This window comes from Providencia sp. PROV004 (assembly GCF_011045615.1).
GTDB classification, from domain to species: domain Bacteria; phylum Pseudomonadota; class Gammaproteobacteria; order Enterobacterales; family Enterobacteriaceae; genus Providencia; species Providencia rettgeri.
The window spans coordinates 1,993,247-2,016,131 of sequence record NZ_CP042859.1 but is presented as its reverse complement, the minus strand read 5'-3'; the positions used below and the strand labels follow the sequence as shown (position 1 = coordinate 2,016,131).

38 protein-coding genes are annotated in these 22,885 nt (G+C 40.7%); 5 read left to right on the top strand and 33 right to left on the bottom strand.

Features of this window, described 5'->3' with window-relative positions:
* Nucleotides 1-10 precede the first annotated feature (10 nt).
* The 32 genes from FVA69_RS08815 to FVA69_RS08665 form a co-directional block, all read right to left on the bottom strand.
* Nucleotides 11-253, bottom strand: coding sequence for an Ig-like domain-containing protein (locus FVA69_RS08815; RefSeq protein ID WP_238789299.1), 243 nt, complete (start codon nt 251-253; stop codon nt 11-13).
* A gap of 47 nt (nt 254-300) precedes the next feature.
* A complete protein-coding gene (locus FVA69_RS08810) occupies nt 301-1,254 on the bottom strand; it encodes a major capsid protein (protein ID WP_164528715.1) in 954 nt (317 codons plus the stop codon).
* 12 nt (nt 1,255-1,266) lie between these two features.
* The gene (locus FVA69_RS08805) at nt 1,267-2,031 is read right to left on the bottom strand and encodes a hypothetical protein (RefSeq protein WP_164528714.1); all 765 of its coding nucleotides are present in this window, start codon (nt 2,029-2,031) and stop codon (nt 1,267-1,269) included.
* A gap of 110 nt (nt 2,032-2,141) precedes the next feature.
* Nucleotides 2,142-3,263 carry a hypothetical protein gene (locus FVA69_RS08800; RefSeq protein WP_164528713.1) on the bottom strand — a complete coding sequence of 374 codons (1,122 nt, stop codon included), beginning with the start codon at nt 3,261-3,263 and terminating at the stop codon, nt 2,142-2,144.
* A complete protein-coding gene (locus FVA69_RS08795; protein ID WP_164528712.1) occupies nt 3,260-4,630 on the bottom strand; it encodes a DUF4055 domain-containing protein in 1,371 nt (456 codons plus the stop codon). Before FVA69_RS08795 ends, FVA69_RS08800 begins: the two co-directional genes overlap by 4 nt.
* Nucleotides 4,630-5,937 carry a terminase large subunit domain-containing protein gene (locus FVA69_RS08790; protein WP_164528711.1) on the bottom strand — a complete coding sequence of 436 codons (1,308 nt, stop codon included), beginning with the start codon at nt 5,935-5,937 and terminating at the stop codon, nt 4,630-4,632. Before FVA69_RS08790 ends, FVA69_RS08795 begins: the two co-directional genes overlap by 1 nt.
* Nucleotides 5,915-6,901 (bottom strand): terminase small subunit, encoded by a 987-nt coding sequence (locus FVA69_RS08785; RefSeq protein ID WP_164528710.1) that lies wholly within the window; start codon nt 6,899-6,901, stop codon nt 5,915-5,917. The genes FVA69_RS08790 and FVA69_RS08785 overlap by 23 nt, the downstream gene beginning before the upstream one ends.
* A 61-nt stretch (nt 6,902-6,962) precedes the next feature.
* The gene (locus FVA69_RS08780; protein WP_164528709.1) at nt 6,963-7,550 is read right to left on the bottom strand and encodes a hypothetical protein; all 588 of its coding nucleotides are present in this window, start codon (nt 7,548-7,550) and stop codon (nt 6,963-6,965) included.
* A 458-nt stretch (nt 7,551-8,008) separates the two neighbouring features.
* Nucleotides 8,009-8,197 (bottom strand): hypothetical protein, encoded by a 189-nt coding sequence (locus FVA69_RS08775; RefSeq protein WP_164528708.1) that lies wholly within the window; start codon nt 8,195-8,197, stop codon nt 8,009-8,011.
* A gap of 199 nt (nt 8,198-8,396) precedes the next feature.
* Entirely contained in the window at nt 8,397-8,579 is a 183-nt protein-coding gene (locus FVA69_RS08770; protein WP_164528707.1) for a hypothetical protein, read from the bottom strand.
* A 582-nt stretch (nt 8,580-9,161) separates the two neighbouring features.
* Nucleotides 9,162-9,341 carry an Rz1-like lysis system protein LysC gene (lysC, locus tag FVA69_RS21815; protein ID WP_434738209.1) on the bottom strand — a complete coding sequence of 60 codons (180 nt, stop codon included), beginning with the start codon at nt 9,339-9,341 and terminating at the stop codon, nt 9,162-9,164.
* Entirely contained in the window at nt 9,304-9,693 is a 390-nt protein-coding gene (locus FVA69_RS08765; RefSeq protein WP_164528706.1) for a hypothetical protein, read from the bottom strand. The genes lysC and FVA69_RS08765 overlap by 38 nt, the downstream gene beginning before the upstream one ends.
* On the bottom strand, nt 9,678-10,034 hold the full coding sequence (locus FVA69_RS08760) for a D-Ala-D-Ala carboxypeptidase family metallohydrolase (protein ID WP_164528705.1): 357 nt from the start codon (nt 10,032-10,034) through the stop codon (nt 9,678-9,680). The genes FVA69_RS08765 and FVA69_RS08760 overlap by 16 nt, the downstream gene beginning before the upstream one ends.
* On the bottom strand, nt 10,031-10,399 hold the full coding sequence (locus tag FVA69_RS08755) for a hypothetical protein (RefSeq protein WP_164528704.1): 369 nt from the start codon (nt 10,397-10,399) through the stop codon (nt 10,031-10,033). The genes FVA69_RS08760 and FVA69_RS08755 overlap by 4 nt, the downstream gene beginning before the upstream one ends.
* Complete coding sequence (locus FVA69_RS08750; RefSeq protein ID WP_164528703.1) at nt 10,399-10,812, bottom strand: putative holin; 414 nt, start codon at nt 10,810-10,812, stop codon at nt 10,399-10,401. The genes FVA69_RS08755 and FVA69_RS08750 overlap by 1 nt, the downstream gene beginning before the upstream one ends.
* Before the next feature lie 22 nt (nt 10,813-10,834).
* Nucleotides 10,835-11,083 carry a hypothetical protein gene (locus tag FVA69_RS08745; protein ID WP_096863818.1) on the bottom strand — a complete coding sequence of 83 codons (249 nt, stop codon included), beginning with the start codon at nt 11,081-11,083 and terminating at the stop codon, nt 10,835-10,837.
* A 168-nt stretch (nt 11,084-11,251) separates the two neighbouring features.
* The gene (locus FVA69_RS08740; protein WP_164528702.1) at nt 11,252-11,422 is read right to left on the bottom strand and encodes a hypothetical protein; all 171 of its coding nucleotides are present in this window, start codon (nt 11,420-11,422) and stop codon (nt 11,252-11,254) included.
* A gap of 13 nt (nt 11,423-11,435) precedes the next feature.
* A complete protein-coding gene (locus FVA69_RS08735; protein ID WP_164528701.1) occupies nt 11,436-12,722 on the bottom strand; it encodes a hypothetical protein in 1,287 nt (428 codons plus the stop codon).
* A gap of 477 nt (nt 12,723-13,199) precedes the next feature.
* Complete coding sequence (locus FVA69_RS08730) at nt 13,200-13,613, bottom strand: hypothetical protein (RefSeq protein ID WP_123381826.1); 414 nt, start codon at nt 13,611-13,613, stop codon at nt 13,200-13,202.
* A gap of 139 nt (nt 13,614-13,752) precedes the next feature.
* The gene (locus tag FVA69_RS08725) at nt 13,753-14,085 is read right to left on the bottom strand and encodes a hypothetical protein (protein ID WP_164528700.1); all 333 of its coding nucleotides are present in this window, start codon (nt 14,083-14,085) and stop codon (nt 13,753-13,755) included.
* A gap of 172 nt (nt 14,086-14,257) precedes the next feature.
* Nucleotides 14,258-15,037 carry an antitermination protein gene (locus FVA69_RS08720; protein WP_164528699.1) on the bottom strand — a complete coding sequence of 260 codons (780 nt, stop codon included), beginning with the start codon at nt 15,035-15,037 and terminating at the stop codon, nt 14,258-14,260.
* A 14-nt stretch (nt 15,038-15,051) separates the two neighbouring features.
* Nucleotides 15,052-15,591, bottom strand: a complete 540-nt coding sequence (locus FVA69_RS21635; RefSeq protein WP_164528698.1) for a DUF968 domain-containing protein — start codon at nt 15,589-15,591, stop codon at nt 15,052-15,054.
* On the bottom strand, nt 15,588-15,974 hold the full coding sequence (locus FVA69_RS08710; protein WP_164528697.1) for a RusA family crossover junction endodeoxyribonuclease: 387 nt from the start codon (nt 15,972-15,974) through the stop codon (nt 15,588-15,590). The genes FVA69_RS21635 and FVA69_RS08710 overlap by 4 nt, the downstream gene beginning before the upstream one ends.
* Nucleotides 15,967-16,131 (bottom strand): Lar family restriction alleviation protein, encoded by a 165-nt coding sequence (locus tag FVA69_RS21500; RefSeq protein WP_336431443.1) that lies wholly within the window; start codon nt 16,129-16,131, stop codon nt 15,967-15,969. Before FVA69_RS21500 ends, FVA69_RS08710 begins: the two co-directional genes overlap by 8 nt.
* A 17-nt stretch (nt 16,132-16,148) precedes the next feature.
* Nucleotides 16,149-16,535, bottom strand: coding sequence for a hypothetical protein (locus FVA69_RS08700; RefSeq protein ID WP_164528695.1), 387 nt, complete (start codon nt 16,533-16,535; stop codon nt 16,149-16,151).
* Entirely contained in the window at nt 16,532-16,879 is a 348-nt protein-coding gene (locus FVA69_RS08695; protein WP_164528694.1) for a hypothetical protein, read from the bottom strand. The genes FVA69_RS08700 and FVA69_RS08695 overlap by 4 nt, the downstream gene beginning before the upstream one ends.
* Nucleotides 16,876-17,409: a phage N-6-adenine-methyltransferase gene (locus tag FVA69_RS08690; protein ID WP_164528693.1), complete on the bottom strand. Its 534-nt coding sequence runs from the start codon at nt 17,407-17,409 to the stop codon at nt 16,876-16,878. The genes FVA69_RS08695 and FVA69_RS08690 overlap by 4 nt, the downstream gene beginning before the upstream one ends.
* Nucleotides 17,409-17,657 (bottom strand): hypothetical protein, encoded by a 249-nt coding sequence (locus tag FVA69_RS08685; RefSeq protein ID WP_238789296.1) that lies wholly within the window; start codon nt 17,655-17,657, stop codon nt 17,409-17,411. Before FVA69_RS08685 ends, FVA69_RS08690 begins: the two co-directional genes overlap by 1 nt.
* The gene (locus FVA69_RS21630; RefSeq protein ID WP_164528692.1) at nt 17,654-18,715 is read right to left on the bottom strand and encodes a conserved phage C-terminal domain-containing protein; all 1,062 of its coding nucleotides are present in this window, start codon (nt 18,713-18,715) and stop codon (nt 17,654-17,656) included. Before FVA69_RS21630 ends, FVA69_RS08685 begins: the two co-directional genes overlap by 4 nt.
* A 9-nt stretch (nt 18,716-18,724) precedes the next feature.
* On the bottom strand, nt 18,725-18,904 hold the full coding sequence (locus FVA69_RS08675) for a DUF4222 domain-containing protein (protein ID WP_164528691.1): 180 nt from the start codon (nt 18,902-18,904) through the stop codon (nt 18,725-18,727).
* Nucleotides 18,905-19,186: 282 nt separating this feature from the next.
* Nucleotides 19,187-19,645, bottom strand: coding sequence for a YmfL family putative regulatory protein (locus FVA69_RS08670; protein ID WP_164528690.1), 459 nt, complete (start codon nt 19,643-19,645; stop codon nt 19,187-19,189).
* Nucleotides 19,646-19,682: 37 nt separating this feature from the next.
* Nucleotides 19,683-19,877: a Cro/CI family transcriptional regulator gene (locus FVA69_RS08665; protein WP_102140689.1), complete on the bottom strand. Its 195-nt coding sequence runs from the start codon at nt 19,875-19,877 to the stop codon at nt 19,683-19,685.
* 96 nt (nt 19,878-19,973) lie between these two features.
* Between FVA69_RS08665 and FVA69_RS08660 the strand changes: the two genes are divergently transcribed.
* From FVA69_RS08660 to FVA69_RS08650, 3 genes are all read left to right on the top strand, one after another.
* Entirely contained in the window at nt 19,974-20,621 is a 648-nt protein-coding gene (locus FVA69_RS08660; RefSeq protein WP_227024229.1) for a LexA family protein, read from the top strand.
* Between the two features lie 155 nt (nt 20,622-20,776).
* Complete coding sequence (locus FVA69_RS08655; RefSeq protein WP_164528689.1) at nt 20,777-20,986, top strand: hypothetical protein; 210 nt, start codon at nt 20,777-20,779, stop codon at nt 20,984-20,986.
* A gap of 29 nt (nt 20,987-21,015) precedes the next feature.
* Nucleotides 21,016-21,234 (top strand): hypothetical protein, encoded by a 219-nt coding sequence (locus tag FVA69_RS08650; protein WP_164528382.1) that lies wholly within the window; start codon nt 21,016-21,018, stop codon nt 21,232-21,234.
* Here FVA69_RS08650 and FVA69_RS08645 read toward each other — a convergent pair.
* The gene (locus FVA69_RS08645; RefSeq protein ID WP_164528381.1) at nt 21,212-21,478 is read right to left on the bottom strand and encodes a hypothetical protein; all 267 of its coding nucleotides are present in this window, start codon (nt 21,476-21,478) and stop codon (nt 21,212-21,214) included. The two genes, FVA69_RS08650 and FVA69_RS08645, sit on opposite strands and share 23 nt — an antisense overlap.
* 107 nt (nt 21,479-21,585) lie before the next feature.
* Between FVA69_RS08645 and csrA the strand changes: the two genes are divergently transcribed.
* Both csrA and rdgC read left to right on the top strand, forming a co-directional pair.
* Nucleotides 21,586-21,774 (top strand): carbon storage regulator CsrA, encoded by a 189-nt coding sequence (gene csrA / locus FVA69_RS08640; RefSeq protein WP_164529334.1) that lies wholly within the window; start codon nt 21,586-21,588, stop codon nt 21,772-21,774.
* Between the two features lie 149 nt (nt 21,775-21,923).
* On the top strand, nt 21,924-22,838 hold the full coding sequence (gene rdgC, locus FVA69_RS08635) for a recombination-associated protein RdgC (RefSeq protein ID WP_164528688.1): 915 nt from the start codon (nt 21,924-21,926) through the stop codon (nt 22,836-22,838).
* The last annotated feature ends 47 nt before the right edge of the window (nt 22,839-22,885 follow it).

The window sequence follows — 22,885 nt, the reverse complement described above, 5'->3', positions numbered from 1 at the left end:
CCCCTTTAAGTTATTCACCACTTTCAGGTGGCTTAGCCGTAAATGTAATTTCATCCGTTGACTGAGTCACGCCATCGGCTGTCGCAGTGACAATGAATTTACCGTCGGTATCCGAGGTCAGTTTCACTGTCGTGCCACCCGCTTTGCCCGTCTTAGAAGATGTCACACTCAAATTTCCCCCCGTTGTTAACCAGTTAACGGTAGCCCCCTCAACTGGCGAGCTTCCCTTGGTATAATTGAGTGTAACGGTCACAACATCGGTACTGTCAGCGATAGCGGACGTTTTATCCGCTGACAGAGTTACTTTCCCGCTTCAGTGGTCAGTTTGATCATCACACCCGCGGTCATCTTGTCGCTCTTAAAATGCTTCTTCCAGTTACCTTCAGTACCAAGTTTGGTTAAATCAGGGTTCTCACCCTTCGTTTCATCCCAGCTATAGCCTAGAACACCCACATTTACCGTGCCCTCACCACGATAGCCAATTTCTAAGTTTTCCTTATCATTAATGTTAAATGAGCGGAAAGTCGGCTCTTGAGATTCGGTGATAGTCACCGCACCAGGAACAAGACCAAAAATAGCATCCACTGGCGCGGTATCTGTCACGAGAACAGGTTTACCCAGCGTGCCGGGCTGACCACCATAGATAACGACCCCTGCTTCTTCATAGACTTTGTTATCAATGGCCTGATCAACAATGTCAAAATAGGTCGTTGAGTGCATGACAAACAAATTAACACGGTTGAATTTATCACCGTATTTGCGTAACCCTTTGGTCAGTGTTTTCTTACCGTCGGTGGCAATATCTGCCGTGACAACCATTGCTTTGTTACTCCCAATGGCTGCTGCCAATGCCGCCAGCGAGTATTTAATGTAACCCTCTAGGGAAGCATCTGCTGCATCCGTGCCCACCAGCTCTGAGAACTCAGAGACATCGCGACCACGTCGTTTAAATGCTTCTTCCGTAGTTGCATATGGACCGTATTTCCAAGGTGCTTTGACATCAACCGATTCACCCGCACCAATTTTTTTACTATCTACTTTTTCCGTTGAGTTAACATCACGGTGCTCAATGGATCCGCCGATTTGATAGAAAGCACGTTTACGGAAATCGCCTTCAATAAACAGGTTATCTAGCACAATGGCACCATTCGATGCTTGGTTGAATACCGCTAAATTATCTTGGCGACGCTCTAAGAACGCGGTTTGTGCCAAATCGTTATAAATCACTAAATCACTATTCACTGTTGTTGTCATTGCTGCCTTTCCTTACTCTTTTGGAAGTCTTAAATAGGTGTCACGGCCATAGCGGCGAATATATTCAGCCTTTTCGCTGGCGGACATTTGAGAACGTTTAAGGTGTGCGCCACCTTGCTTATGTTTCCCTGCGTCTGTACCTGATGCGGCTGGGAATAAGTGTGGTGCGCTTTCTTTCAGGGATTCAATCCATTCAATAGGGGATAGCGGAGTTCGCCCATCTTTGCCCATGATTGGATCCCCATCTTCATCAACAGCGACGGCCTGACCTTCGTCGTTGATTTGAAAAATGCCTTTGGCACGTAGAATTAAATCTTCTTGCGCACTGCTTAATGCGCCAGCTTTACCCGCCGCTGAACGAATTTCATCGCCCAACACACGTGCGCGGAATTTATTGGCAAAGGCTTCCGCTTTTTCCACTCGGGTATTAGCCTCTTTTAATTGCTTATCAACATCACCCCGCATACGCTCGGTACGCTTATTAATGACTTCATCAATCTTGCCATCTGCAATGAGTTTGGCTTCTTCGTCATTTTCAAAACGTTTAAGCATCCCTTTCACCGTGTCGGGGTCAATACCATCAAAACGCTTCAGGTTATCGCCCTGCTCTTTGATTTTGCCGAGTAACTCGGTGTTCTTGGCTTTTAGTCCAGACACTTGCTGGTCGATAAGGGTTTGAATTTCAGGTGTGATTTCGAGTGCGCCACCCGCACCGCCCCCTTTATCCTCACCACCCGCCTGTGAATAGTATTTGCGTTCGATATTCATAAATAACATGTGATTCCCCTTGGGATTGATGCGCCTAGCGCGTTGAGTTAGTTCAGCCCTCAGCTGAATTTAGATATTAAAAAAGGCCACCGAAGTGACCTTGTTAAATAGTGTATTGATTAGCTATAACCCGCCTCTTTAAATGCGCGTTCATCCAGTGCTTTTAATTCAGATAACAGAATAAATTCGCCTTTATCGGTATAAAACTCAGAAGGGGTCATGCCGCCCTCTTTCATTAACCTAAACCGTACTTCACCAAATACTTGTCGCTGTCGCCATTCGGGCTGCCTTTGGATCCACTCTAAATACGTCGTTTTAGCGGGAACTTGCCCATCCATTGACGCACGAGTCCCATCGTCCATTTCATCGGCATCAATACCTAAATCACGCCACGATTTAAGAATGAGTGTTTCCGTTGAGCGGCATCCCCAATGGATTTTGCCGGGGCCGCGCTTATAGGGAACCTTATGACCAATCGGATGACCGTTTAAAGTATATTTCAGCCTGTCACGCACAATACAATCATGAGAGGTTTTGTTATCCAGTGTTGAAAGCCACTGTTTACAATCAATAATGTCTTTATTGGCGTCCACTAAATGTTCACGTGCAGTGGCTTGCACATGGTTAATAGCCGTTTTGGCTAGGGTGGTGGCATTCGCACGACTCATCTGTAATGCGCCGTCTTTATAATTTTGCTTCGCATGACCACGAATTTTTCGCCCGATTTGAACGGCGCTATCCCCATTGAGATAACCATTACGCACGGTGTTGCTGATACGGGTCATACGGTCTTTTTCCAACCCTGATGCCCACTCAGACAATAACTTCCCTTGGAAAGGTCGAGACATCGCTGAGGCGTATAACATCTCCTCGCTGATCCCCATAAAGGGATAATGGCGTAATATGGCATCAGGCAGCAGCGCATTGAACAGGGAGGGATAAAAACTGACTTCATGAAAAGCATACGCCTTCATTTCATCCGATAAGAACGCAAACGCACGATCTACCGCTTGCCGATTGATTCGCTCGACGCTGGACAGTAATGACTCCAACCGCCTAACCGTAAAGCTATTGATATCAATGTCAGCATCATCCAGCGCAGTAATTAATGTTGCTGTGAGCTCAGCGTCGAACTCATTCAATACCTTGACCATACGTTTAGCGACGCTGGTGGAATATCGACCTGAAAAGAGTGAATGAGCAATTAACTCATCCATTAACTGCCTATTCACGGATATCACGTTTCACCTACCATCGTGGGTTGCTGAGTATTCAGTTCATCCACCACCACCTCAATATCATCAGCAGGGTCGATAACATCGTATTTTTGCAAACTACGGACTAAGTCAGATTTACGTGTTGCCCCCGATTGCCATGCGGAAACTATTTCACGGATCATCGCACTGTCCGCGATGTGGTTAACAAGGTCTTTGTTAATCTCAAACGAAATGTCTGTCGTATCTAAACCTAAGTATTCAGCACACCACATTAGCGCTTTACTAAATGCATCGGAAACGTTTGAACAGCAAATACTCAGAATGGAAGTTTGGGCATTCTGTTCACCGACAGACTGAATGACCGTTTTGACCTTACTATCCGCAGATACCAATTGAGCACCCAACGCAACCATGTAATCACGTTTACTGTCCATCGCCTCTTTAGCCAACATGTTAGGTTGTGCTTGAGCGTAACCAAAAAAGCCGTCTTTAGGCAGCATAACAGGTGAACGAGAGCCCACAATAACCCCAGCTTTCTCTAAATGATCCCGCCACGCGGTATCTAACCCACCAAGGTATGGCTGAACTTGGCCACAAAAGAAAACAGAGTCCTCATAATCAGCCGAATTTCGATAATGCCCTAGGTTAATCTTTGCCAACCCCAATAAGGGTGCCTCGTCTATCGTGTGGTCATTATTCTGAGCACCGATAAACGTAAACGGGATTTCCTCCCACACACCATTGCCTGCACGCTCAGGCATATACTCAGAATCGATTTGAAATACGCTTTGCCCTACCGCCTTGCGATAAACACGGCAAATGAAATGACCGTCTTCAATGGCTAATACACGGTATTGAACCGCATCCTTAAAACCAAACCCGTCCTCTTCTTCCACCGTTTCACGTAATACCACCAGCGTTAACATCGTGCGCCCATTAATACGCGCTGTACGCCAGTTAATGATGTCTTCAGCACGATATTGAAATATGTACGGGAGTTTCGAATCGCTGTTGTAATCCACATACAGACCATGTCGACCGACTTCTAATACTGACTCAAGTGAAGACTGAGCCAGTTGGTAAATACTTGAACCCGCACCGTCAGCATCGTCTTTTAAACACGACAGCTTTTCGATAACGGCGACTAAGGGGTCTTTTTTAAATGCCATGCCTATCATTCCGTTACGAGTATTACCCGTTATGGGATAAAACACAGCCCTGTCTTGATAGTCTTTGTTACGTTTCTTTTTACGGGCATCATCCTGCTCGACAAGTTCTGGCAAATAAGTGTTTATATCCTCGCCACCTCGACACACATCACGGACTAACTTCCATTGAGGCGCAGCCGCTTTGTATTCAGGGCGAGTAAAATCAACGTTGTTTGTACTCATTAGAAGGTTGTTCCTAAGGTTATATCGAAGGCTGGCTTCACAATTGGGAATTGCTTAATGATGTAATAACCACCTGCATCATTAGGATGATCCTTATTCGATTTTTTATCCGGCTCGCCATTATCTGCCCATACCTGCTGCTCTAACGATTCAGTATAGATAGGACAACGTTTAACATTGACCTTGTACCGGCGTTCTCCATTAGCATTACAGAACATTGCATTCATAGAGTTGATCCTATCTTTAACTGGTGGATTTGAATCGTTAACAATGACGTGAAAACCGGCTTGTCTTAGTTGTGCAATATCGGTTGAACTGGCATTACTTGATTTACGCGAATCGCCGGAGGCATCAGGATAAATATAAATCTCTCGGACTTTTTTATAATTTGAACCATCGTAGAGCCAGAAACGTTCCTTAATGATGCGGATCATATCGGGTGTGTCGTAGGCATTAATGATTTCAGTAACAGCATGAGGTAAGCCCAAACGGAGTACATGAACAATTCCCGCCATCTTGCCAACGTTAAAGTCCATGCCGATATAAAGCGTTTCTCCGGGCTGCTCTTCTTCCTCTGAGTTATTCAGCTTCCTATCAAAGGTGTGATAAATGGTACCGCTTGTTAAGTTAGTGAATTGCCCCCTCAAATAAGCCTTAATTAGCTCAGGCGGGTAAGAACTCATTAGTGAGGGAATATAATCAGACGGTAGATTTTTTTCATTGTCGAACGTAGACGCTTGAACAAGACCATACAACGTACTTAGCTCAGGTTTGTCTCTCACCTCTTTTACGAATTGCTGATAAACAAACTTAAACCCTTCAGGGGTTGTTGTTACATCAATACCATTTCGTAAGCCAGTAACGTTATAACGCATACGAGCAATAATTTTTCGCCATGCCTTTTGAGCTTTGTCAGACTTCATGACATCAAGCTCATCAATTAAAGCATTACCTATTTTAAAACCAACGATAGTTTCGGGTTTTTCCATAGAACGGCAAATCACCGTGCCTCTGAATTTCCTACCCTCGTAAAAATGAACCTCTTTATTGCTTTCAACAATATTAACTTTAAGCCCCCAATCAAAGGCGACTTCTTCGATCGTCGGGTAGAAGATATCCCGTATTTGTGGGTAGGTTGGTGCAAAATACCCCTGATTGATTTTAGGGAATTCCCACATACCTTTGCATATGCCACCGCTACCGACCCAAGTCTTACCCGAGCCAAACCCAGCCACGTATGCTTTAAACTTATGAGGCATTGCCAAGAATCGTGCTTGGGGGATATTAAGTGTCGGTGCTATCATCATCCGCCCTCGCATCGACAACGTTAATATTAATCGCTACTGGAGTTGGGTTATCATCGTCAGCATTATCGGCAAGCTCTTTGCGCAGTTTCTCAACCTCTAATCGCTTGCGCTCCAATTCTATTTCGAGAATACGCTGAGCTGTCTCACTATCAGCAAGGCCTAGACGTTTCATTACCGCATCAAACATACGCTCTCGATTAATTGAAAGTATCTCAACACCATTTTTACCCAATTTAACGCCTGAATACGCCAAAGCCGCATCAGCATTAAGTTTTCGGGTATCAGGAAAGAATGGTTGTCCAATACCTTCACCGTTACAGCGTGGGCATAGGGGATTAGGCTCCTTTGTGTGGTTGTAACCATATCCCCCCGTATCTTCAGGAGCTCTCTTTTTTCTTTCAGTTGCTTCAAGTCGTTTTTCTTCAAATTCTACTGCGTCACGCCATTGATACTGATAACCGAATCCCCAGCAATGACGACAGCAACCACGCCGATATTGAGATAATTCATTCGCGTCAAATGTTGCAAGGCTCCATGCCTTAGCAAGTACCTCATCAGCTTTAATTAATGTGCGCGATAAAGACTGTTGTTGTTGGTGCGCAATTTCATTTGCAACGTGAGGAATCGTGAGGAGTTGCCGACCATAGCTTTCATCGCTATAACCAGCCCTTATTGCCGCTTGTGTTGCATTACCATCTATCAGATATTCAACAACAAACCGCTTTTGCTGTTGTGTAAGCTCTTTGTCTTTTGATAACGACTTTGCGCTATCTTCAGTCTGCGCAGTGCGCAATTTTTTGTGCGCAGTTTTTTGCGCAGATTGCGCAGCCGGCTTTTTAATATATCGCCTTGCAGTTGCGTAATTGAGTCCCTGGTCTTCACACCATTCTTTAGGGGATATTCCTGATATAGCATGTTCGGTGAGGAACTGTTGCTGTAGCGTCCCCCAATCCGGTTTAGCCATCGTGTTTATCTCCTATATAAATCTCTATTAACGCCACTCCATGAATGACGTTTGTAGAATTTTATAAATTAAGTTGTTCTTTACGATGAATCTTCGCACGAACTTGCTCAATTGCACCTGCACTCGCTATCTCTGAGTTGGCTTGAGCATGTTGTATATCCGCAATTGAAGACTGTAAGCAATTAAACCTACCCTCAATAAGTTGTTGAATCTTTTCAAACTCCGACCGCTCTTGAGAGATAGCTTTACTTGCCCGGCTAATTTCAACGGAAGCTTTAAGAGCCATTTCAGCAGATACTTGCTCACGGTTATCATTGATACCTGTGGTTATTTCAAACCGCGCTTGCTCTGCACCCTTTTTAGTTTGTTCTTCTACTGGCTGCAGTACCATTTTCTGTATAGTGCCATTCTCAATAAACACATCATTAATGAACACTCTACTAGAAGAAACTGTAAATACAGGTTCTAAACACCCTTTAGGGTTGAATATACCAAAATCCATTGTCAAGCCTTGCTGAGCTGGCTGTTTTAATCCAGTGCTCACCATTAGACCTTCAATACGTTTTAATTGTGCTTCCAGCTTATCTAAGTCAGTGCTATCGACTGATATCTTTATAGACATAGTGGCTATTTCTTTTTTATCTGACATGACTACCTCCATATATGAAAAGGCCACCAGTGATTAGCTGATAGCTAAAGATAAATTGACTAAAAAACGGAGCCGTGTATATTTACGCCTGATTAGAATAAAATGAACAATATGATTACATTAAGCCCCAAGCATGCTGGCTCGGGGCTTTTTTTTATCTCTAATCTATTTGATAATCACCAATATAATTGCACGTTTGAAATAACCTGCTAGGCTTAACGCTGATATTCATCGTAAAGCAATACTTTAGCCTACCGCTGTGTAGGCTTTTTTTATTTGCATACGCGTTTTTCAATATTCTTTTCCGTATTTCGTAACAATTTATACCTAGATTATTTAACTTATATTGGTATCATGCTCACGCCCTTACGACATTTGGGTATTCATAATCAAAAATTAGTTCAATAAACTAAATAAATCCTTTCCCCTTTTCGCAGAAGGGGATTTTTTTATGACAACTAACCTAATTTAGCCCGCACAAGGCAATCCTTAGCCTCAAGCAACTTGCGAAGCCCCGCTGATTTCTCAGCGCCATCTGGTAACTGTTCATCCATCTGCTTAGCTAGATCACCAATTGGCTTACTAACCTCTTGCAAGTGAGTTGGTAGATGTTGGTACTCAAAATATTTCATAATTGGATTAGGCATTTAGTGCTCCTATAGGTATTAAAAAGCCCCGCGATTGCGAGACTGACATATTTAGTTAAGATTTTTTACACTTATTCATCAGTCAATGTATTAATCTTAAAAGCAGACATATATATATATAAATAACAATAAGCCTACAGGCCGTGCATATAGTTAGCCCATATTCCACTAGGCGGTGGTATGGGCTATTTTTTTGTGTTTAATCTTCTAGTTGCAGAACACCATGTTCTTCCGAGCCTGAATAAGCAATCAGACCTTCATAAACAACCTCATCACCATCGCAAATGGTTCCTTCTTCAATAGTGTAAGACGGTTGCCCTTCTTCCTGTGCAAACTCATGAAGAGACTTGATTTGCTTTGGTGTTAATACGATTTTCCCCATTTGATTAATACTCCGATTTGGCTTAAGTAATAAGTAGTGGTATTATTCCGGTACTAGCTATGGGTGGTTAGTAACTCATAACAATAACTATAAAAATGCATTTCCATTAGATGCGCCCTCTTCATTGAGGGCTTTTTTATATACTCAATTCTCAATATTCTTTTCCGTATTCAGTAACAATTATTTAATAGATTATTTAACTTATACTGGTAATATTCGCGCGCCCATTTGACATTTGGGCTATTCATATAATTATTAATACCCATTCCTAGCATTGCCCCACGCCAACGAGGGGCTTTTTTTATTCTTTCGGAATGCTTTTATCCAACTCTTCACGGAATTGAGCTGGTTTATCGAAGCCTTGTGTTGCCATGATATTTCTCCATTAAAAAGCCCCGCTACTGCGAGGCTCGCTGTTCAATTTTAGCTATCAAATCAATAGGTGAAACAATTGGAAACCAAAAGTAATAATTATTTACAATTAGAGAAATTAGGTTTAATTTATACATCGCATTAACAAGTAAATAATTCATTTTCATGATTTCCTTTCTATATACGATTTATAGCCAGTACATCCCCGGGCTACTTTTTTACCCTTTCCGCTTCAATTTCCCGAATGGCTTTTTTATCTAAATTACATTGCTCAATAACTGTTAGTAGCGACTCATTTATCAATAAAGAATCACCCCAAGGAAATGTCTCAGGGATGTACTCAGGCAAACAATCATTGAGTAAATGGGCTGGGATGGGCACTGATGGCATTTGAACGTATTCTATTCGCGTGGTTGTGCAACTCGACAGTAGCATCACGAGGAGCATTGATGGCAGCACACTTATCATCCACAATAACGGTTTTGATAATGGTTTTAACCGTTTCAGAAGCCACTGCCGCTGCGTCACGCTCCCTAAGGTTATTTCGTGAAATTTCATTGAATGTTACCGATAGCTCTAAAACAGTGGATAATATGAATTGATTGGCAGCAAGCTCATTTGATTTTTTATCAAACTTATCACTCAATTTGTCGTAATCATTCACAACCCAAATAAGCCAAAATAGCAAAATGGCACAAGCGGCCATTAACGTTTTGGTTAGTACGCTTAATTGCTGCCCCATCGTGCTTTATATCCTCTCACATCGATATGTGTGAATGTCTTATAGCGACCAATGCCGTAGCTATCAGGAAACTGAGATTCAAGATAATCAGCGACAACTTTCGGCGCCACACCATTTACCTTGATATCTGCTGCCGTACCTAATAAGTGCTGAGATTTAGGAGCACCACCTACTTTACTGTTGTGTTTAGCACAGCGACGACCGCTAACAACAATTATCGGCTTACCAAAGTGAGCGCGAACACTTTCAAGTATTTCAACCAACTTAGGTTCAACTTGATTTGCTCCGCACCCGTCTTTACATGCAAATTCATTGCTATCGAAATGTTCACTTAATTTCATTTCTTCACCATAAAAGTAAAAGGCAGCTTAACTAGCCGCCAGATTGATTTGAGTCGAGCGATTAATTTACTGAAAACGACAACCGACATGATATTTCCGCCAACGGCGAATATGACGACAAAAAACACACCATCAAATAAAACATCTGAGGCCGCTGATATCCGCTCTCCGTATATCGTTTCCCCTATTTGGCAAATCCAGCAAATAATTAAAATATTACCAATGACAGAATCTCTCGTTTTCTTATAGGGGCAGAGAAATACCGTTATCGCTGAAGCAAGCATGAATGAAATGTCAGCCGCATCCCATGGATGTAACTCAATCCAATTAACCAACTGATTTATTTTGCTAAGGAAGGCTTCCATCAGTTACCCCCTTTATTTCGCCAATCTTTAATGGCCTGTACGATACTGCTGAAGTTTCGGTCTATTGATGCGGCAATACGACTAAACAACTTTCTAAGGTTGTCTTTGTTTGCAGCCAGTACCAGAACGGGGATTAACAAAGCCGAAATAATAATGGCTGTTATCTTAGGGCTAATTTCCCATGACCAGACTTGAGCGATAAGCTCAGAAGCCTCTTTAGCTATGAGGATCCCCGCACCGAGCGCCAAAATAAAATGGAATATCTTTCGTCTGTTATTATCTTTAGATGCAATGACGGAAACTGATGCGCCTATAACTGCGCCTAGCACAACACCATAGTCGGCACCAATAAGGAAACCGCCCATCGCGCCACCGCCAGCAGCACCGAGGGTTATCCCTATTGATGTGCTCATAAATTATTTGTTCTCTTAACAGTTAATGAGAAGGTGTTTTACCTCTGCAGATAACTCGAACCGTATCGCCAGTTACCGTAGTAATGTAGGCATGATCTGTTCGCTTGATATCAAATGCAGGAACACCGTCTTTTGTTGTGTATTCCAGTCGAGCAACTATATCGGGATTATCGACTACTGGATAAAACTCCAGTCGGTACATTTTTCCCAAATAATGTGACTCTTCAACTTTACGGCCTTCACGTTCTGTCATTAATTTAAGTGCGTACATAGTTACGTTCCTTAGTGCGTAGGTAATAGAAAATCCACCAGCTACAGAAGCTAGTGTGGGTTAATGAATTCAGTTGATATTTAGGCAACAAAAAAGGCCACCGAAGTGACCTTTAGATAAAGAAAATAGTTAATAAAATTAGTAACTATTTAAAATTTAATATTAAAGCTACTTTTTCATTAAAAAAGAATAATTTTTTTTATTGTCGGGTGTCGTAGTAGACTTACTTGTAGCCACTATCTGAGCTAACACACCTGAACTGTTATTTTTGTTGTTAGTTTTAGCAGTCATATGCCATGCTCTTAAGTTAATAGCACTATCCATAACATTACTATTCATGATCCTCTCCTTGTTATTGCCTATTGAAATAGTCATTGTTTAACTCTCTATTAAAATAATGCTTTCGTTGCACCCACACAAATCCATCGCCCTTTGATATGATAGCCACATCTATTGGACCGCCAACTGTTTCACTATCATTAGAAACTTTACGCTTAAAAGCAGTTAAGTTAACCAATGATTCAGCCATGTAACCCAAATCTGATTTAGTCAAAAACTCAATCATTTCAACGACTTTTAATACATACTTAGCCTTCATATGATTTTCGATATTTTGGAGGCTGTGGTCAGTAATACTCTTAATAATATCACTTGCTTCATCTTTTATTGAGGAAGCATCTTGAATTCCCTTCCCATCAATTAGGGATTCAATTCTTTCAACAAGAATATTCCCTGCTTCATTTATAGTATCATATATATAATATTTCAAGTCCCCTGACACTCCCTGCATAAAAGCGTGAACCTCCTCTTCTTGAGCAAAGGCTGTAACACCACTTTCACCTGCAAAGCTACTTTTAGCCAGATTAGAGTAACGTAAAAGTCTCTCACCAAAAAAACCTAAAACATCAAACGCTAATACAGAAGGGAAAAATTCATCTTCTCCATAGCCGGCTATTACAACACCTGTGTTATTTCCAAATATTGACTTTTTACATGTGGACTTTGCAAAAAGATTGGCAAACGCATTAATTAGGGAGTCTGGAGGGGTTGCTTTCAGCGCTGAGAATCGCTCACTCATTATTTTGGCGGCAACCTCTTGAGCAAACACTCTTACTTCATTATAACTTCCCTCATCTACCCCCTCTAAATCCTTTTCTTGTTCAATATAGTTAGAAAAAAGATTACAAGCCTCTTCCATAAAATTATATGCATCTTCTTCAGAGACAGTTATATTGTTTTTTAGTAATGGATCTATGTTGACTTCATCCACATAACTAACTACAGAGTTAAAAATATGCTCTGAATAGAAAACATCTAAATGAAAATCTCTAACATCTGGCGGAATTATATTGGTTGCTTTGGATAAAAATTCCCAAAACCTGTCCGCGTATCCCTCTAAAGTGGGAAAAGACTCATCTTTCAACTGTTTTCTAAACGCTTTTATTATCATTTCCCAAGGAACACCGCATAAACTTCCGTTACCGTATACCATTACACCAACGGGATGATGCTTACTTAATGCAAATAATTTTTCAGCTCCGTTATTAATTTTATATGTATTTCCACCTGAAATTGTCACAGCAGAATCAGCAGCTAAAGCTACTGCGGTTTTGTTATATACAGCGATTTCAGCGGTCATCTTTGCACCTTTGCATTCTAATTGAACCAAGATGGTAATTACAAAAAGAATGCAATGCACCTACTTAAATTGATGCATGTGACAGTGATCATAAGTTAAATTAATCTTACAAAACAAGAAATAGGCCGTGTAATACAAGCAATAAAAAGATGGTGTTGTGGAGGCATACGCTGAGAGTGTATGCATTCAGGTTCCCCATGGCGTGTGTGCTTCTATCCTGATAAGTACAGATAACCCATGCGAGTTAGCCAATCAGCCTTGGCATTCTCCACAATGAAAACCCTACTCGCTTTAATGCCGCTATGTGCAAGATAGAAGCTAGTAAATAGAGTTTTCATTATGTGAACGGAATTATTTTTGGATATTTACCTTAAGTAAAGTTAGTGATATAAATTGATCTGCAAACATTTAGAGAGCTTTTTTCTGGTTTTTCCCAATGGTATGTATACCGCCACCTCTTGCTGTAGGTGGTTTTTTTTAATTGCTGAGGGTGGGTGATATACAATAACTATTCCACAGTTTGTCAATTTGCGGTTTATCAAAAACTTCCTCAACGCCATCTATCGCTGGTATTGATATATTAATTTCCCCATCAGGCTTTATGTAGGTTTTAACCACAAAGCGTTTAAATTCAACTTCACTAACAAAGTCGTAGTGCCTAGATACATAACCACAAACATAACCAACCTCTCCACCATTATGAGATATTTTATCGAAATGGTATCCCACATCTTTAAATGACTCCAATTTAGGGCTGTTCAAGTATCCAAGCACTGTGCGTTTGGTTCTCTCAATAACATTTACATCATCTTTATAGGAAAGAGTGAGTCCTAGCACAAAGCCAGCTCCCAATAAAAACAACGCGATAATGACATTAAATATTTTGCTCATAATAAGAGCTAATCCTTAAAAGAAGAAAGCCCCGCAATTGCGAGGCCTTGAATTGGTTTAATGCGACTAGGTATAGAATGTCCATTATTAGAAGATAATAAGTCAATTTTATGCAAAAATCAAACTAGCTTTGTATGTATCATTTCCCAATATTAGTTTCGAATACCCATGCCCCATTAATTTTACCTATCGCCTTAATTTTTATTCCCTCTAAAAATGCAGAAAAAATAAAAATAGAATGAGGAAGCCAACCTATATTAAGTATTAGTTCAAATTCTGACTTTAAATCGTATGAGTTTTTATTATTGTAACTTTTTAGCTTATTCCTACTAGCTATTAATTTTCTACAAGGTTCTATTAATTCCGCTCTTTTTTGAATGTCTGTAGCCAATGACTCGAAATCATTAAACAGATCTATTGGGCCATAACCACTCCATAATCTCTTTAGATCTTCTTCATAAACATTATTCATAAAATACCCATTTTTCAAAAAATCAAATTCGAATATAAACTTATATAAATCATATGTCTACATCTTAAAAATATGCTTGACAGATTGCTAATTTAGTTCAATTTTCACACAAAAATATAACTAATAGTTACATTAAATGTTAATGGACTAAGAGCATCACCTCTTATTATGTTTATTTGGTTACTTTTCTAAATGCTTGTTCAGCCGCACTTTCTTCAATAAAACATTTACTAGCTAATTTTTCATAAAATGGCTTCCAATTACGTGACCATGATGATTGTGTTAAATCAGGTACTAAATGCCTTATTGCATTATATGCCACAGACGACGGTACACGGTTGAACCCCTTACCAGCACAACGAGGACAATCTTTAAATACGGGAACGCCCTGCTGCTTAGTCTGAATGTCATCTAATACCTTGCCCCTCCCTTTACAGCGGCAACGGTGTGCTAGTTGCCCCTTACCGTTACACTCTTGGCACAATTCACCCACTTCTTCATTTTTCGTCCACGGCTCAATAATTACAGTTCCGTCTAGTCTGGTTATACCAGGATGTTTGACTACGTCCTTGCGCTTATAAATAAGACCTTTACCGCTACATGCTGAGCATGGAAAAACTGAACCGGCTGAACGGGCATAATCTTCAAATGCCATTCTGGCCAGAATAATTAGACAATAACCCAACTTTTTACCTGCAGCTTTAGCCACCAGCCTAGGAGTGGTTTTTTTAGCATATTGGGTCAAGGCTTCTACCGTAGAGAACTTATCCTCTTCGCTGATATCATTTTTCGCCAAAAAAGCCGCCATACCGAATTCAGCTTGTGATTCAGTCATGCCTACAGCCGCCATAATATCGGTACCTGTTAAACGGTCTGGGGATGTGCAGCCAGCTACATTGCCGAATGTCGGTGACTTAGGATGAAAGTTTTTAAGTACATTTTCTAATTTCATGATATCCGCCTCTATCAACCAAAAACACCCAGACCGATAGACCGATCTAGAAATTTAAATAACAAAATGATTTGGCTTCCGTGCTCCCGCTCCCACCCATTTGGATCTTTATGTAACTCGCTGTGGTGAACCCTGCACAATGGAATAGTGAACAAGTCATGGGCTTTAGTGCCTGTTCCCCCCTGCCCGTAACCGATTAAATGGTGAGCATCATCTGCTGTGGCGCCACAAACACAACATGGTTGTGATTTAACCCACTTAAGGTATTCGTCGCTTGTCCAGCGTTTAAACTTTGGCTTTAACATCAAGCTGGCTGGTGGCTCGGGGTTGATGGTTAAATTTAATACAGATTTTGATACCCGTTCATCAGTCACTACGTCGCTGAGGTATTGGTCAGCAAGAGAGATAAGACCCGATGGTTGATACTTTAATTCATCAGGTAATGTCGTGATCAGCATTCTGCCATTAAACAAATTTAGGCTTGTTCCTGGTCTAAACATCACAGCCTTAATTTCAGGAATAATAATTGGGGTTAATATCCATTGGTGATTCATGATATTTTCTCCACTTCTGCATTGAGGGGCTTTATCTCAATTTCAAATCGACCACCTTTTATGACTTCACACCAAGTGATATCAACATGCTTAACTTGCTCATCATCTTTCCAAATATTGGCATGGGTGATGGCGTCAAATGGTGCTTTTAGATAGTTATCAATATCTCTTCTGTGATAAGTGGGTGGGTACATCTTCACAATGACGGATACGTTTTCAGTAATTACCCTAGGCCTTGGTCTTAATTGGGTATAAATAGCAGCTATTGCACTAGCCCGGAACGCCCGCCCTTTTGCGCTGATTAACGTTTTACCGTTGATATTCCGCCAGCAAGCATTAACACTTGGTGGAAAAGGTAAAATTAGAGATATTGAATTACTCACTAATTACCCCCTTATTCCATACAGTAACAGCCATTGGTTTATCATTAACATCGGGACCTTTAGCACCGCAGCGATGGCAGCGAACATAGAACCATGTCCTATAGCTATGACTTTCGACTGTCGTGTCGGAGCTATTGCAATAACGGCAAGGCTGCATTTCTAGCATGGTATTTTTCATCCAACCTTCCCCTCATGCTGAAGCTTTTTATTTTCAATAAACGCTAAATCTGTTCTAGCGCTACGTAATCTAGCTTTGGTGTTCTTTTCTTCTTTCAGTAAAGCATCAACTGATTTACGCAGTTCGTCACGCTTATCTAGTAATTCACTCATTCCTCGGATTACCGACTCGGCATTATTCGCCCTAGCTAACAGAACATCGAAAGCCTCGACAACACAGCCACAATCGTTGCATTCAACTGTTCTATGCTCTTCATCGATAATTAGTGAATGATGCTTACAGTACATTTGCTGCCTGTTTTTTCTTCCCTTTACTTCCGTGTCGATGGTGGGAATTGCATCACTAGGCGCTTTAAATTGAATAACATTGTCATTTTCACTCATGTCCTTACCCCCGCCAGTAATGCATTGAATTTTAATATCAATGGGTTATGCGTTTTCATTAACTCTTTAACATCACACTTAACATGCCGATTTGTTTTTGCTCTATATCTCTTGCTTTTATTGTCTAGTTCGACTGTTTTCTCATAAGCATCTTGCTGAAGCACATAAATACTAAAAGCCCCTTCTTTTCTTCCTGTTTTCTTTATCGCTTTAGCTCTGAGCAAAAAATCTACCGTGATTTTTGTATGACTGTTAGATGATGCATATATGCTTCTGATTTTCTTGGTTGTTATTTCATTACCCGCTTTGAATTCGCTCGCGATTCTTAAATACAAAGGAGTCATACCGCCTCCCCTAAGATTGCTTTGCCTAACTCCATTAAGCGATTTTTTGAGACATGCGTACCAATTGCTTTTGGCTCTACAAATGGACGCCAGATAAGAAGAATTGAGCCTTTACTATTGCCCTTTTTCTCTTTTCCAGTATTGGGATCAACAAAATTAATACGGCCATCGATAATAGTTCGAACTTCATCAACGCTTTTTAGCGCCAATGAGTACCAAGATGTTGATTTATCCGCTGGCAATAACATCACTATTGGTTGGTTTTGCTTTGTGCATTGTTCCGCAGCTTTAGCGATCCACGGTTTTATCTTACTGTAAGGCGGGTTACACCATATGGCGCCACGACTTACCCAATCACTTTGTAATGCATTCTGTTCTATGGTTAAGAAATATGGACACAAGGCATTTTGCTCATTTGCGGCAGCATCTAACCAAAAACCAAACTCAAGCGTTAAAGCTTCAAATAACCATTGAGGCGTTTGCCAGCAATCCTTATCTTCTGGTGCGGTATTACTTGAATAAACAGCCATTAGATAACGCCTCGCTGCTGGTGGGATTTAACATACTCGCGCATATGCTTATAACGCTGCTGAACTTGAAAATGGTCAGCATGATGGTTTAAATGGCGAAACTTCCTGCAGGTAACTAAATCACGACGGGATTGATTCCATCTGTTGCGGAGCTTGCGAATAGTGCGCCATTTACGTAGCTGCTTGAACATGGCAATCATGCCTAGAACGTCAACACCATAGATTGCTTTAGTTTCACTACGCATCATGCTGTCACCTCTTTCGCTGCTAGCTCTGCTGCCTGTTGCCAAATACCTAACCATGCCTTGCGACCTACAAAATCCGACATGTTACGAACACCCTGTTTACCCGCTAATTCAGCTGCGATTTCTTCCGTCCGATTTTTAGGGGTTAACCTAGAACCAATGATCCGTGTGTAAGCATTGTCACGTTCTACCGGATCGATACTTACAGCAACTTCACCAGGCTTGAGCCATTTACCGTTAACACAGACGGGGCGACCAGCCTCATGCCATTTCTGAGCTTTTTCAAAGTACTCCATGCAGTTTTCAGGGCTAAATAATGTTTTCGGGCGTAGGTAATCACTCATTCTTGAGTCGTTTAGCCACTTGGCTGTGATGTAGTCAGTCACCAGAATTAAATCATCTGAGGTATAGTTTTCAGCTAGACGGGCTCTGATGTGGCCCATTGTTGTTTTTCCATCCCGGTAACTTGAGTTAGTGACCTTGTTGAAATGATCTAAAACAGCTTGCGCATGGTCGGGCTCAGCATGAGCCTGACAAAAAGAGTTACTCTCTGTTGTAATCTCTTGTGTATTCTCTGTAGTACTCTCTGTAAGATCAGGGCAATTTGACCCGTTCGATGAGGTCATTTTGGTACTGTTCGAACGTTTCATTTTGCGCTTATCGATGGGTTCATTTTGACCTGTTCGAGAGGCTTCGGCTGAACTGTTCGATGGGTTCAATTTGACCTCATCGGATAACAACGCATGTTCATAATTTATAGAGTAATAATTTGTGCGGTCATGGGTGCGTTTATTGATTTGCTCAATATTTAATACACCCAATTTTTTTAAATTGTTAAATGCACGCTTAATTGTGGATTCGGAAAAATACGGGAATTGTTCACGCCATTCTTCAATAGTGTTATAAACCCAGCGCCTACCGTCATGATCAACACCTGACGAGGTTTCAGATAGCCAGTATTGGACTTGCTGAAGCAGTAAAGCTTCATTCAAGCCCAAGCGAACCGCCAGCTCAGGTATAACAATTTGTGGGCGTGTTTTAAGGAGCAATAAACTACTCATACAGCCACCTTACTTAACTTCTGTGTAATATTTTTTGAATTGTTCGAGGGGCTCAAAACAGGGGTGCTCATAGTCATCGAGCATGAAAACAACCCGTTGCCTTGGTTTGTCCCACTCAACAACATGGACAATACGGCCTCGCTTATCTCGGAAGTAACGATTAAGGTTTTTATACTTTTCATTGCTCACTAACCTCTCTCCCACTGCGGAAATAGTATTTAGCCCAGCTATCTCTTAGGACTTTGCTATCTACCAATTGTTGTTCGGTCTGGTAGTTGCCCGACTTGTCAGCTGACGTTATGATCTCTACATATTGAAACGGACCACATTTTGATATTGGTAAGCAGCGAAATTGCTTTTTATGTTGAAATTGGTTTAAACTGCTCATGCTAGTTACTCCACACAAGTTGTTATTAGCACTAGACGCCTCGGACCGCATATCTGGGGCGTCAACCTTTCTAGCTATGCTCATCATGGTTTAATCCCATAAACACTTTCCAAAGAACCAACAAACCCAAGCGCATAAGCAAAGACTTTTTTCATCTTTCTGTAGATAGCCTTTGTTTCATCTGGTGTTAGAACGCCATCAGAAATACTGTCTTTGATTAAAACGCTTAAAGCCCCTTGCATTGCACCAAGGCGCATTTGAATATCAAATAACTCAACCGTATCTAAGCTCTCAGCTTCAATTTTTACTGCCGGTGTAATTCCGTGACGTTCCATGTGATAAGCCACCAGCGCTTTGGTACCTGATAATTCCTCAATCGCTTCAAGTTCATCATTTTCAAAGAAACGACAGCCGTTTTTCTCATACAACTTGTTATTGAAAGTAGTTTCAGAAATACCCAAAGCACCCGCCATCGCTGAACGACCACCAGGGAATGCCTTGCACATCTCTTTCACGACTTCTTTTAATGTTTGTTTGCACATATCTACAATTCCGTTGTTTTGTTTGTAGTTAACTCAGTTAGTTGGTTTTGGTATCGTTTTGGTAAAGCTGAGGATTAAATTTCAATTTTCCTTTTGTGATTTTTTCAATTTGATAAGCTCGCCCTTGAGGAATTATTTCCCCCCACCCACTTACAGATGGATGCTTAATTCCTAAAGCTTTAGCGGTGTTGCATGAACCGCCGAAGTAAGAGATAACATCACTTTTTTTCATTTTGAGGCCTCATAATGTACTGTTCAACCCATAATGTAGGATATCCAACATCACAATGTCAAGAAACTTACAATGATAAATGGTAGGCTATCCTACATGAGCATGGGAGATAGAATTCGCGAAAGGCGAAAAGAGCTAAAATTAACTCAAGAAGCACTGGCTAAAATCGCTGGTGTGAATCGTGTCACCGTTACTGGATGGGAGAAAGATGATTACCAACCTAACGGGGCCAACCTTCAAGCGCTAGCGGAAGCCCTAAAGTGCAACCCTATCTGGTTAGTTGAAGGAACTGGAAGCTGCGATACTCCATATACAAGAGGCTTGTCGGTGTCTGTTCGTGAGTTGCCTGTGTTGTCTTGGGTACAGGCTGGAACTTGGACTGAAACTGATTCAGGGGTTTGCCTTGATGATGTTAACGAATATATAACAACCACACTCAGCCTCTCTAGTGGTGCTTTCGCTTTGCGTGTAAATGGCTCCTCAATGACTACAATTGTTAAGGATGCCTCTATTCCAGATGGCTCGATAGTTATCGTTGAGCCTGATTTGACACGGTTTTCTTCTATAAATGGGAAAATTGTTGTTGCTTATATTCATGGCGGAACAGAGGCAACATTAAAAAAATTCGTAGAAGACTGGCCGAACAGATATCTTATCCCTTTAAATCCCTTCTATAAGACAATAGACTTCGATGAGAACTGCAGAATTGTAGGCGTCGTCAAGCAAGTTTTAATTGATTTTTAACTAACATTGCTACCAATACCCCATTGGTAGCTACTTATATTATCCCTCGTTACTAACCCCCCACCAAAATAAATGTAAGTTTCCCTACATTTTAGCTTGACACATTAATGTCGGATATCCTACATTAAATACATCGAAGCAATGGAGAGAAGCTTATGCAAACCAATTTAAATGAACCAATCGTTACTTTTAGTGTGCCAATGTCGCAGGATGATGTGCGCGAGTGGATACTAGAAAAAGCCAAACAAATTAATAACCTACAAAAACTACGCAATGAACGTGATGAGCTGCAATCTAAACTCGAAAAGCTCGACGAAGAAATTGCAGAGTGCATGGATATGTGTGCAGTTACTGTTAGTGCTTGACTGAATTTTAAATGTGTGGGGTATTAGGCATGTGCAATTCTGATAATGGTAAATGCAAGTGCCTAGACGTTAAACAGGCATTACTTAATAAGGTTGAGCAGCTTGAAGGGGCAGCGAAAAGAGGTCGTACATTGCGCGAGCTAAATCCAGACATTCCAGCGGAGAAAACAATCTCCGCCGAGCAATGTAACTGGACTCTGAAAAATTGTGCAATGTTTCGTCGGTTTATCGACCGCACTTTTGAATAGCTAGAATGGCCTGAGCTTCCGTGAGGTGAATGTATTCAACGTAAACATCAAGCTCTTCATCTGTAGAGAGATTATAAAAGGTTTCGCCACCTTCGGAATGTAGATTGCCTGTGATGATGTTTCCTTTTTCGACGTCATAACCACCAATAAGTTCAGCAATGGTTATTTCGCCGATTTCATCACGGATAGCAACCCAACCGATACGGTGTTCAATATGAACTATAACGCCTTTTAAGTTACTCATAAAAAATTCTCTTGGTTGTGTAGGGCTTCCAAGAATACCACAGCCGCCTGATGTGGATAAGTTAGTTCAGGCAACCTTATAAATTGTGTGGAGTGTTTAGTATGGGAATGCTTATTTTAACTCGTCGAGTCGGTGAAACTTTAATGATTGGTGATGATATTAAAGTTACTGTTTTGGGGTTTAATGGAAACCAAGTGCGGATTGGTATTGAAGCCCCAAAAGATGTTGCTGTACATCGTGAAGAAATTTATCAGCGTATCTTAGCTGAAAATAGTATTGCCACTGCTAGAGATTGACCCTTGTAGTTTTTGGCGGTGTTGTGCCGCCCTTTTTCATAATACATAAGGCCACTGATATTCAGTGTTCATACTAGGTAAATATATTCATTATTTGTCAGTGGTCTTATTTATTATGCGTGGGGTTAATTATATTTAAGGATTATCACATGAGTGCTTTTAATGTTAAAAACCTAATTATTTATCGGATAACTCGCGATATTGATTTTAATAGTATCGAAGAGCAGTTATCAAATTTAAAATATGAGCCTTGCGGTTCACTTGATATGCAACGTTTTGGTTTTATTCCACCGCTTGGCATTGGTAATTCTGATTGTTTGACTCATAAAGTTAATGACCAGATGCTTATATCTCTTTTTAAAGAAGATAAAATGCTACCAACTCCTGTTATCAATAATGAGTTAAATAAAAAAATTGAGAAGCTAGAAGCAGATCAGGGTAGAAAATTAAAGAAAGCTGAACGCCAAGCCATTAAAGATGAAGTTATTCAGGAACTGCTACCTCGTGCATTCTCTAAGTATAACCGTTTCGATGTGTGGGTTAATCTTACTGATGGCTTTATTGCTGCGCTAGTATCGTCACATCGACGTGCTGAAGATTGTTTTGCAATGATACGCAAAGCTATTGGCTCTCTGCCAGTAGTACCCGTAACAATGAAAGACCCTATTGAATTAACGCTAACAGAATGGGTTAGAAGCGGGCAATTACCAAAAGGCTTTGTGTTTGGTGAACAATCAGAAATGAAAGCCATCCTTGAAGAAGGTGGAATTGCTAAATATACAAAACAAGACTTAATTTCTGATGAAATTCAAACGAATATTGAAGCAGGCAAATTAGTCACTAAATTATCATTAGGTTATGAAGATAGGGTTACATTCTGTATTGATGATAGTTTTGTTCTATCTAAGCTTAAATTTGATTCCGCATTTTTAGAAACTAATGATGATATCGAACGAGAAGATTATAACCAACGCTTTGATGCTGATTTCTTCTTAATTATTTCGGAATTAAATATTTTAATAAAAGCATTAATTGATTCACTTGGCGGTGAAGCCAAGCTTTAAATGATTTAACCAACACCAAGGAATTTAATTCTCTTTATTAAGAGACG

What these genes read in the sequence shown, in the direction of transcription:
- FVA69_RS08810 (WP_164528715.1), bottom strand. Translation starts at nt 1,254, where the DNA reads ATGACAACAACAGTGAATAGTGATTTAGTGATTTATAACGATTTGGCA.
- FVA69_RS08805 (WP_164528714.1), bottom strand. Translation starts at nt 2,031, where the DNA reads ATGTTATTTATGAATATCGAACGCAAATACTATTCACAGGCGGGTGGT.
- FVA69_RS08795 (WP_164528712.1), bottom strand. Translation starts at nt 4,630, where the DNA reads ATGAGTACAAACAACGTTGATTTTACTCGCCCTGAATACAAAGCGGCT.
- FVA69_RS08790 (WP_164528711.1), bottom strand. Translation starts at nt 5,937, where the DNA reads ATGATGATAGCACCGACACTTAATATCCCCCAAGCACGATTCTTGGCA.
- FVA69_RS08785 (WP_164528710.1), bottom strand. Translation starts at nt 6,901, where the DNA reads ATGGCTAAACCGGATTGGGGGACGCTACAGCAACAGTTCCTCACCGAA.
- FVA69_RS08780 (WP_164528709.1), bottom strand. Translation starts at nt 7,550, where the DNA reads ATGTCAGATAAAAAAGAAATAGCCACTATGTCTATAAAGATATCAGTC.
- FVA69_RS08775 (WP_164528708.1), bottom strand. Translation starts at nt 8,197, where the DNA reads ATGCCTAATCCAATTATGAAATATTTTGAGTACCAACATCTACCAACT.
- FVA69_RS08770 (WP_164528707.1), bottom strand. Translation starts at nt 8,579, where the DNA reads ATGGGGAAAATCGTATTAACACCAAAGCAAATCAAGTCTCTTCATGAG.
- lysC (WP_434738209.1), bottom strand. Translation starts at nt 9,341, where the DNA reads ATGCCATCAGTGCCCATCCCAGCCCATTTACTCAATGATTGTTTGCCT.
- FVA69_RS08765 (WP_164528706.1), bottom strand. Translation starts at nt 9,693, where the DNA reads ATGGGGCAGCAATTAAGCGTACTAACCAAAACGTTAATGGCCGCTTGT.
- FVA69_RS08760 (WP_164528705.1), bottom strand. Translation starts at nt 10,034, where the DNA reads ATGAAATTAAGTGAACATTTCGATAGCAATGAATTTGCATGTAAAGAC.
- FVA69_RS08755 (WP_164528704.1), bottom strand. Translation starts at nt 10,399, where the DNA reads ATGGAAGCCTTCCTTAGCAAAATAAATCAGTTGGTTAATTGGATTGAG.
- FVA69_RS08750 (WP_164528703.1), bottom strand. Translation starts at nt 10,812, where the DNA reads ATGAGCACATCAATAGGGATAACCCTCGGTGCTGCTGGCGGTGGCGCG.
- FVA69_RS08745 (WP_096863818.1), bottom strand. Translation starts at nt 11,083, where the DNA reads ATGTACGCACTTAAATTAATGACAGAACGTGAAGGCCGTAAAGTTGAA.
- FVA69_RS08740 (WP_164528702.1), bottom strand. Translation starts at nt 11,422, where the DNA reads ATGAATAGTAATGTTATGGATAGTGCTATTAACTTAAGAGCATGGCAT.
- FVA69_RS08735 (WP_164528701.1), bottom strand. Translation starts at nt 12,722, where the DNA reads ATGACCGCTGAAATCGCTGTATATAACAAAACCGCAGTAGCTTTAGCT.
- FVA69_RS08730 (WP_123381826.1), bottom strand. Translation starts at nt 13,613, where the DNA reads ATGAGCAAAATATTTAATGTCATTATCGCGTTGTTTTTATTGGGAGCT.
- FVA69_RS08725 (WP_164528700.1), bottom strand. Translation starts at nt 14,085, where the DNA reads ATGAATAATGTTTATGAAGAAGATCTAAAGAGATTATGGAGTGGTTAT.
- FVA69_RS08720 (WP_164528699.1), bottom strand. Translation starts at nt 15,037, where the DNA reads ATGAAATTAGAAAATGTACTTAAAAACTTTCATCCTAAGTCACCGACA.
- FVA69_RS21635 (WP_164528698.1), bottom strand. Translation starts at nt 15,591, where the DNA reads ATGAATCACCAATGGATATTAACCCCAATTATTATTCCTGAAATTAAG.
- FVA69_RS21500 (WP_336431443.1), bottom strand. Translation starts at nt 16,131, where the DNA reads ATGCAGCCTTGCCGTTATTGCAATAGCTCCGACACGACAGTCGAAAGT.
- FVA69_RS08700 (WP_164528695.1), bottom strand. Translation starts at nt 16,535, where the DNA reads ATGAGTGAAAATGACAATGTTATTCAATTTAAAGCGCCTAGTGATGCA.
- FVA69_RS08695 (WP_164528694.1), bottom strand. Translation starts at nt 16,879, where the DNA reads ATGACTCCTTTGTATTTAAGAATCGCGAGCGAATTCAAAGCGGGTAAT.
- FVA69_RS08690 (WP_164528693.1), bottom strand. Translation starts at nt 17,409, where the DNA reads ATGGCTGTTTATTCAAGTAATACCGCACCAGAAGATAAGGATTGCTGG.
- FVA69_RS08685 (WP_238789296.1), bottom strand. Translation starts at nt 17,657, where the DNA reads ATGATGCGTAGTGAAACTAAAGCAATCTATGGTGTTGACGTTCTAGGC.
- FVA69_RS21630 (WP_164528692.1), bottom strand. Translation starts at nt 18,715, where the DNA reads ATGAGTAGTTTATTGCTCCTTAAAACACGCCCACAAATTGTTATACCT.
- FVA69_RS08670 (WP_164528690.1), bottom strand. Translation starts at nt 19,645, where the DNA reads ATGTGCAAACAAACATTAAAAGAAGTCGTGAAAGAGATGTGCAAGGCA.
- FVA69_RS08665 (WP_102140689.1), bottom strand. Translation starts at nt 19,877, where the DNA reads ATGAAAAAAAGTGATGTTATCTCTTACTTCGGCGGTTCATGCAACACC.
- FVA69_RS08660 (WP_227024229.1), top strand. Translation starts at nt 19,974, where the DNA reads ATGAGCATGGGAGATAGAATTCGCGAAAGGCGAAAAGAGCTAAAATTA.
- FVA69_RS08655 (WP_164528689.1), top strand. Translation starts at nt 20,777, where the DNA reads ATGCAAACCAATTTAAATGAACCAATCGTTACTTTTAGTGTGCCAATG.
- FVA69_RS08650 (WP_164528382.1), top strand. Translation starts at nt 21,016, where the DNA reads ATGTGCAATTCTGATAATGGTAAATGCAAGTGCCTAGACGTTAAACAG.
- FVA69_RS08645 (WP_164528381.1), bottom strand. Translation starts at nt 21,478, where the DNA reads ATGAGTAACTTAAAAGGCGTTATAGTTCATATTGAACACCGTATCGGT.
- csrA (WP_164529334.1), top strand. Translation starts at nt 21,586, where the DNA reads ATGCTTATTTTAACTCGTCGAGTCGGTGAAACTTTAATGATTGGTGAT.
- rdgC (WP_164528688.1), top strand. Translation starts at nt 21,924, where the DNA reads ATGAGTGCTTTTAATGTTAAAAACCTAATTATTTATCGGATAACTCGC.